The organism is Xanthobacter luteus (assembly GCF_040049235.1).
GTDB lineage: Bacteria > Pseudomonadota > Alphaproteobacteria > Rhizobiales > Xanthobacteraceae > Xanthobacter.
In genome coordinates this window covers 1-2,045 of sequence record NZ_JBDZDO010000012.1, presented here as the reverse complement: position 1 = coordinate 2,045, position 2,045 = coordinate 1, and the positions used below count along the sequence as shown (strand labels likewise).

At 65.1% G+C, this 2,045-nt stretch carries 2 protein-coding genes; both read right to left on the bottom strand.

What is annotated here, in order from left to right:
• Window positions 1-186: 186 nt before the first annotated feature.
• Complete coding sequence (locus tag ABLE88_RS23750; RefSeq protein ID WP_348834433.1) at window positions 187-807, bottom strand: GyrI-like domain-containing protein; 621 nt, start codon at window positions 805-807, stop codon at window positions 187-189.
• 282 nt (window positions 808-1,089) lie between these two features.
• Window positions 1,090-2,045: MDR family NADPH-dependent oxidoreductase (locus ABLE88_RS23745; RefSeq protein ID WP_348834431.1), on the bottom strand; the 956-nt coding region annotated here is incomplete at its 5' end.

Below are 2,045 nucleotides of genomic sequence, written 5' to 3'. Positions count from 1 at the left end.
GCATGATCCGCGATGCGGCGGGCGAGCACCGTCCGGTTGTAGTGGGCGGATGCGGCCTCGAAGAGGCCCCGCTTGTCGCGATAGCTGTTGTAGAGGCTTCCGGACGTCATGCCGGTCGCCTCCTCCAATGCGCGCGCGGCGGACCATGCTGCGGCCGTTCGGGAAGTCAGGCGGCTCCGGAACCCATCAGCCAAAGGATCGCACCGGTTGCCGAAGGACTGTCTTCAGCTTGTCCGCCGCCGTTTTTCGAGGATCGCTCAGATAGATCTCATGATGATGCCCGGTCGGCGCCAGCCCATTTGCGGGCAGAAATTCCCCGTGCAATCTCTCGAGGATTGGGCCTTCGTCATCGTAAGAACCGACGTGCAGGGTTTGCGCGACCCGGCCTTCCTCAAGCCGAGTGACGCATAGCTTCGATAATCCCGGCAGCTTCTTCTTGGCTTTCGTTCGAGCAATAGCCTCTTTCGCCATCGCATCCCCGACGAAGTCTGGCACCAGGATCATCATCCGCCATTTCCAGCGGTCCTTTCGGCGCGCGGTGAAATCGGCCATGTCATCCGCCCACCAGAGCCCTTCAAGCGGCGGCACGACATAGTCGCTCTTCAGGCTGTCCTTGCTCATGAATTTCAGCGTGTAGGAGGCGGCATAAAGCGCCTCGACAGCGGCTCCATACTCGGCCGCGGTATTCGGATTGCCGGCGCCATCAACTGCAAAATAAGTGAGGGGCGGCAGATCCAGCACGATGAATGCGCCAATGGGCGCGCCGTATAACGCCTTATATCGCTTTTTGACGTCGATCTTTTCCATGGCGGCCTCCGAAAGCCGTGAAATTGCCGTCCCCAACCGCCCCCCCCCCCGAAAGCCGGGCTCGCGCTGCCAGGATCGATCCGCGGGCATGCCCCCTTGGGGACGCGAGGATCGGAATGAGCCCGGCGCCTTGAACAGGCAACAGGGTGCGGCCGGTTCCTCGTACCAGGCGCCGGTCCTCTTGCCGGCATCGCCCGGATCGTCGTGCGAGGTCACGAGGAGAAGTACGGTCTCGGAGGTTGTGCTGCCAGCACTTTGACGTTTCGAGGGATGTACAAGCGGTCAGGGCCGGTCGAACGAGACCAGCGTCTTGCCCTTGCCCAGCGTCTCCTCGGCATGGGCAAGCGCGGCCTTGATGTCAGAGGCATGGAACCGGCTCGAAACGCCGGGCGCCAGGGCGCCGGCCCGGGCCAGGGCGGACAAGCGCTGATAGAGCGCGACGACGTCCGCGCGCGGCGTTTCGGCCAAGTATCGCGTCAGCCAGAAGCCACGCGCCCGCAGGTCGCCGAACACCAGGCGAGCGGGGTCGATCCGCATCGGTTCGCCGCTCATGGCGCCGTAGGCGACCAGGGTCCCGCCTGTACTCAGGCAGCCGGCGAGCCGGCCCGTGGACGCCCCGCCGACGGCATCCACGGCCAGCCGAATCTGCGCGCCGCCGGTAAGCGCGGCCACAGTCCCGGCGAGATCGTCGCCATCGCGGAGCACATGATCGCCGCCGAGCGCGCGCAATTCATCTGCGAGTTCCTGCCGGCGCACCACATTGATCGTGCGCAGGCCCTTGGCCGCGGCAAAGGCGATCAGAGCGCGCCCGACAGCAGAATTGGCCGCGTTCTGGATGACCCAGTCTCCGGGCGACAAGGCTGCGTAGGTCTCCAGCAGAAGCAAGGCCGTGGCCGGATTGACCTTGAGGACCGCGGCCGTCTCGCGCCCGATATCCCGGGAGAGCCGGACGAGTTCATGCTCTCTCAGCAGAAGCAGCTCACGCCAATTGTCCGTGCGGAGCGAGATGACACGGTCACCCGGTGCCATGCCGCGCACCGCGGCACCGACCGCCTCGACGATGCCCGTCGCTTCATTGCCGAGCGCATCCCCATTCGCCGGGTTGCGCGGATAGAAGCCGCGAAACAGCAGAAGGTCGGCGGGATTGATCGGGAACGCGTCGACCCGTACCAGAAGCTGGTCATCGGCGGTGAGAACCGGATCCGGCACCTCGACGCATTCGGCCACATCCGCCGGAC